This window comes from Candidatus Blastococcus massiliensis AP3, from assembly GCF_000582785.1.
GTDB lineage: Bacteria > Actinomycetota > Actinomycetes > Mycobacteriales > Geodermatophilaceae > Blastococcus > Blastococcus massiliensis.
The window spans coordinates 1,502,036-1,506,793 of record NZ_HG931173.1 but is presented as its reverse complement, the minus strand read 5'-3'; the positions used below and the strand labels follow the sequence as shown (position 1 = coordinate 1,506,793).

General features: G+C 74.5%; 5 protein-coding genes and 2 tRNA genes. 5 read left to right on the top strand and 2 right to left on the bottom strand.

Annotated elements, in window-relative coordinates; all coding sequences use genetic code 11:
* On the top strand, positions 1–558 hold a 558-nt coding region (locus tag BN344_RS07495; RefSeq protein WP_040338114.1), incomplete at its 5' end, for a GNAT family N-acetyltransferase.
* A 36-nt stretch (positions 559–594) separates the two neighbouring features.
* On the opposite strand, the gene BN344_RS07490 is transcribed toward BN344_RS07495, so the two are convergent.
* Together BN344_RS07490 and BN344_RS07485 are read right to left on the bottom strand one after the other, a co-directional pair.
* On the bottom strand, positions 595–1,296 hold the full coding sequence (locus tag BN344_RS07490; protein ID WP_155858779.1) for an SGNH/GDSL hydrolase family protein: 702 nt from the start codon (positions 1,294–1,296) through the stop codon (positions 595–597).
* Positions 1,297–1,495: 199 nt separating this feature from the next.
* A complete protein-coding gene (locus BN344_RS07485; protein ID WP_040337557.1) occupies positions 1,496–2,029 on the bottom strand; it encodes a CGNR zinc finger domain-containing protein in 534 nt (177 codons plus the stop codon).
* A 103-nt stretch (positions 2,030–2,132) separates the two neighbouring features.
* Between BN344_RS07485 and BN344_RS07480 the strand changes: the two genes are divergently transcribed.
* The 4 genes from BN344_RS07480 to BN344_RS20195 form a co-directional block, all read left to right on the top strand.
* Complete coding sequence (locus BN344_RS07480; protein WP_040337556.1) at positions 2,133–3,341, top strand: MFS transporter; 1,209 nt, start codon at positions 2,133–2,135, stop codon at positions 3,339–3,341.
* A 152-nt stretch (positions 3,342–3,493) separates the two neighbouring features.
* Positions 3,494–3,582 (top strand) — tRNA-Ser (locus tag BN344_RS07475).
* Between the two features lie 20 nt (positions 3,583–3,602).
* A tRNA-Arg gene (locus BN344_RS07470) sits at positions 3,603–3,675 on the top strand.
* Between the two features lie 503 nt (positions 3,676–4,178).
* On the top strand, positions 4,179–4,758 hold a 580-nt coding region (locus BN344_RS20195; protein WP_040337555.1), incomplete at its 3' end, for a hypothetical protein.

Genomic DNA, 4,758 nt, shown 5'->3' with positions numbered 1-4,758 from the left:
CCCGAGGACCTGCAGAAGGTCTTCGGCACGCGCGGCACGGCGAGCAGATGCCAGTGCCAGCGGTACAAGCTCCGGCGTGGCGAGTTCTTCGCCGGGTTCCCCGCCGAGGAACGCGCCGACCGGCTGCGTGCGCAGACCGACTGCGGGCAGCCGGAGGCGACGCGGACCAGCGGCCTCGTCGCCTACCTCGACGGCGAGCCCGTGGGCTGGTGCGCGGTCGAGCCGCGCACCGCCTACGAGGGCCTGGTGCGGAACAACCGCGTCCCGTGGGAGGGCCGCGACGAGGACAGGTCGGACGCCGGCGTGTGGGCCGTGACCTGCGTGTTCACGCGGGTGGGCTTCCGGAAGCGCGGCGTCGGGCGCGCACTGGCGCGCGCCGCGGTGGACTTCGCCCGCGAGCGCGGAGCCCGGGCACTCGAGGCCTATCCCGTGACCACGACGCAGGGAGTGATCACCGAGGAGCTGCACGTCGGCACGCTGGACGTCTTCGCGGATGCCGGCTTCACGGAGGTCAGCCGGCCGACGGTGCGGCGGGCCGTGGTGCGGATCGACTTCTGACGCCCGTTCCGGTGCCCGCGTGGCGCGGGCGGGACCTCACTGGGGCCGGCCGGCCGTCTCGAGGGCGGCCGCCACCAGTTCGGCGATCCGCTGGTGACCGGCCTCGGTCGGATGCACCCGGTCGTCGAGCAGCGGGATGTCCTTGCCGAGCAGCGGCACGTACGCCCGCCCGGCGTCCTCCGCGGCCTGGCGCAGCGCGGCGTCGACGGTGCTGAGCTCCTCCGCCTCGGCGGCCGGGATGCTCGGAGGCCCGACGACCACGACGGTGGGCACCTCCTCGAGCTCCCCGAGGACGTCCTCGGCGGCAGCGGCGACGTCGTCCGGCCGGCCGGTCAGGGCGTCGTTCACGCCGCCCTGGACGACGACGACCTCGGCCTCGGCCCAGTCGTCGTCGAGGCGCGCTCCGTAGGTGACCTCGGCGCCGGTGCAGAAGCCGCGGGTCGTGAAGCCGGTGGACCCCACGCCGTCGATGACGACCGGGGCGCCGAGCCGCTCCTCGAGCGCGGCCGGCCACGCCACCTCCGGGCCGGCCAGGCCGGTGCCCTGCGTGTACGAGTCGCCGAGCACGGCGACGGTGCGGCCGCCGATCGGCTCGGACATCTGGCGGGCGCGGGTCTCCAGCGCCGCGTCGCAGTCGGCCGTGTCGTCCTGCCCGAGCCAGACGACGACCCCGACGGCGACCGCCAGGACGACGGCCAGAGCGACCCCGGCGACGACCCAGAGCCGCTCGCGTGACATGGCGAGCACGCTACGTGGCCCCGTCCGCCTCTGCCTGCGCCTGCCTGCCTCCGCCCGCGCCTGCCCCGCCTCCGCCTGCCTCGCCTCCGCCTGCCTCCGCCGATGATCAGGGTCCCTGATCGTGGCGCGTCCTCCCCCACGGTGGACGGTGAGGGAGGACGCTCGATGATCAGGTCACCTGATCATCGCGGGGCGCCGGCTACTCCGTCTTCTGGCGGGCCCGGTACGCGGCGACGGTGGAGCGGCTGGCGCAGGTGTTGGAGCAGTAGCGGCGGCTGGCGTTGCGCGAGGTGTCCACGTAGACGTCGTCGCAGCTCTCGGCCGAGCAGACGCCCAGGCGCTGCCAGCCGTGCTGCACCACCACCTGGGACAGGCCCATCGCGACCGTCGTCGTCAGCTGCTCGAGCGCGGGGGAGTCGGGGCGGGCGAAGTGCAGGTGCAGCTCGCCGTCGTGGTCGGTGGCGTAGGGACGCGGCCGGGCCAGGGCCAGCAGTTCGTTGAGCCGCGTGAGGACGTCGTCCTGCGACTCGGCCAGGGCGACGGCGCGCACGAGGTCGGCGGTGGCACCGGCCCGGTGGCTCTCGCCGGGGGAGAGGTCGAACGAGGTCCCGGGGGTGAACCAGTCGTCGTGGGAGCCCAGGAAGGCGCGCGCCCACTCCGGATCGTCACGGTCGGCGTTGGCCAGTTCGATGGCCAGCTCGACCGCGGTCGATCCGTAGGTGTCGTAATCCATGTGACTCCCTACTGAATCGTGCTACCGTCGCCCCGCGTAGGCGGTCAACGCACTTTGACCGCCTACCGATTCCTTCCCCGGCAAGTCTGAAACGAGCTCCACCGTGCGTGCCTACATCTCCGTCTGGCGGCTTCCGTCGGCTCCCGTCCTGCTGCTCGCCGGCTTTGCCGGCCGGTTGCCCTCGGCCATGGTGCCGCTGGCGCTGCTGCTCATGGTGCAGCAGCAGACCGGTTCCTACGCCGTCGCCGGGCTGGCGGCGGCCGCGCTGGGCATCGCCATGGCGGTCATGTCACCGGTCCTCGGCCGGCTCGCCGACCGCCGCGGCCCCCGCGGGATCCTCTTCGGCCAGGCCGCCGCCTATCCGCTGCTGCTCGCGACGCTGGTCGCGGTGGTCCTCGGCGGAGCGCCGAACCTCGCCGTCCTCGCCGCCTCCGCCGCTGCCGGAGCGGCCACCCCGCTGGTGTCGGGGACGGTGCGGGCGCTGTGGTCGCGGGTCGACCCCCGCGTGCGCCCCACCGCGTACGCGCTGGACGCGACCGCCACCGAACTCGTCTTCGTCGTCGGCCCCGCGCTGGTGGCCGCACTGGCCGTGTTCACCTCGCCCGCCCTCGCCGTCGGGGTCGCCGGCAGCCTCGCCGTCGTCGGCGCCCTGGGCGTCGCCACCGCGGCGGCGACCCGGGCCTACGTCCCGACGCCGGGTGTGCGCACGGGTGTGTTCTCCACCGTTCGTACGCCGGGCCTGCCGCGGGTGCTGCTCAGCGGTGCCGCGCTGATGATGGGCTTCGGCGCGCTCGAGGTCGCCGTCCCGGCGTTCGCCGACCGGATCGGCGCACCCGGCATGTCCGGGCTGCTGCTCGCGCTCTGGGCGCTGGGCTCGACCATCGGCGGCCTCTGGTTCGGCGCCCGCGTGCTGAGCATGTCGCTCCCGCGGCAGTACCGGCTGCTGCTGCTGGGCGTGACCATCGGCCTGGCGCCGCTGGCCTGGGTGTCCAGCCCGTGGGCACTGGGCGCGCTGCTCTTCCTCGGCGGCTCGGCCATCGCGCCGACGCTGACCGTGCAGAACACCCTCGTCGGCTCGCTGGCCCCCCACCACGCCACGACCGAGGCCTTCACCTGGCTGTCGACGATCACCGTCGGCGCCTCGGCCATCGGCGCGGCGCTCGGCGGCGCTCTGATCGACAGCCCCGCCGGGGTTCCCGGGAGCCTGGTGCTCGCGACCCTGGGCGCCGCGCTCGCCGTCGTCGTCACCCTGCTGCCCGGCCGCCGTCCGGCGCCGGCGGTCGACCTCGTGCGCGAACCCGTCGCCGCCTGATCCGCTCGCACGAGATCTGCACACTCGCCCGCTCCGAGGGGCTGATGGCGGCGAGTGTGCAGATCTCGCCGGGGGGCTCACCCGGGCTGGGAGGGCGCTCCGGCCCGCTGGTAGTCTCTCCTCTCGGTGGTTCCGAGGGGACTCGGACCCCGGGAGGCTTCGCCTAGTCCGGTCTATGGCGCCGCACTGCTAATGCGGTTTGGGTTAATCCCCATCCCGGGTTCAAATCCCGGAGCCTCCGCGCACGTCAACTGAACATCGGCACCCGTAGCTCAACGGATAGAGCATCTGACTACGGATCAGAAGGTTAGGGGTTCGAATCCCTTCGGGTGCACGTCTGGTTGAGACACCACCGCGGCCCCGCACTTCGACGGAAGTGCGGGGCCGCGGTGTGTGGGAGCCCGTTGTGCTGCCGGGCCGAGGTCCTCGCCGGACGCGGGCGAACCGCATCGCCGCGCGCGGAGGATGTGGGGGCGGGGGGCCGGTCCTGACGGTCTGGCCGCGTTGGTCGGTCTTCCCAGCAGTGGGAAGCCATTGGTAGCCGGCTGCCCCCGCCCGACTCCCACTGTGCGCCAGGTCACATTCGACCGTCAAGACCGGCCCGGCGAGTCGTTCCGCCCGGGCGAGTCGCGACCCACCTCACAGGCCGGGACGGGCGCTCCTCGCCCCGACACGCCGCTCGACACGCGGTCGGGGTCCGGTGAGGGGGTGGCGACGATCCGTGACCTCGGTCATCATCGGAGACGCAGACGAGCCGAAAATCCAGGAGGCAGGCAGATCCGCACGATCCAGCGCCGCGCCGCCCGACCGGCGCCCGCTCCGGCCCGGGGGCGGTCCGTGGGTGCGCTCGCCGGGCTGAGCCTGCCCCTCCTGGTCCTACTGGCTGCCGCCGTCGTCACCGCCCCGTCCGCGGCGGCCATCGACGACCCCAGCCGGCCGGACGCCCGGGTCACCCACGGCCCGAGCTGCCGGCCCGGCGGCCTGGTGGTCGAGGTCGTCGCCGGCACGGCTCCCTACGCGGTCCGGCTGGCCACCACCCGCACCCCGGCCGGCGAGGACGAGGCGGTCCTGGCGCCCGGCGAGACCGTCGTCCTGCGCACCGGGGACGTCGCGCCGGGCGAGACGATCGACGGCCGCCTCGAGTTCACCGCCCAGGACGGCTCCACCTCGACCTACGCCGACGAGCTCGACGGCTACACCTTCACCCGCCCCACCACCGAGGAGTGCGAGGCGGCCAACTCGCCGCAGCCACAGCCGCAGCCCCCGTCCACCCCGGCGCCGCCCGCCACGCCGTCTCCGGAGCCGTCTCCCGAGCCGTCGCCGGGGCCTTCGCCGGGGCCGGCGCCGTCCGCGCAGCCCTCGCCGCAGCCGACCAGCCCGCAGCCGACCACCCCGCCGGCGGCCACCCCGCCGACGG

Excerpts from the sequence above, each read along its gene's own strand:
- BN344_RS07490 (WP_155858779.1), bottom strand. The coding sequence starts at position 1,296 with ATGTCACGCGAGCGGCTCTGGGTCGTCGCCGGGGTCGCTCTGGCCGTC.
- BN344_RS07485 (WP_040337557.1), bottom strand. The coding sequence starts at position 2,029 with ATGGATTACGACACCTACGGATCGACCGCGGTCGAGCTGGCCATCGAA.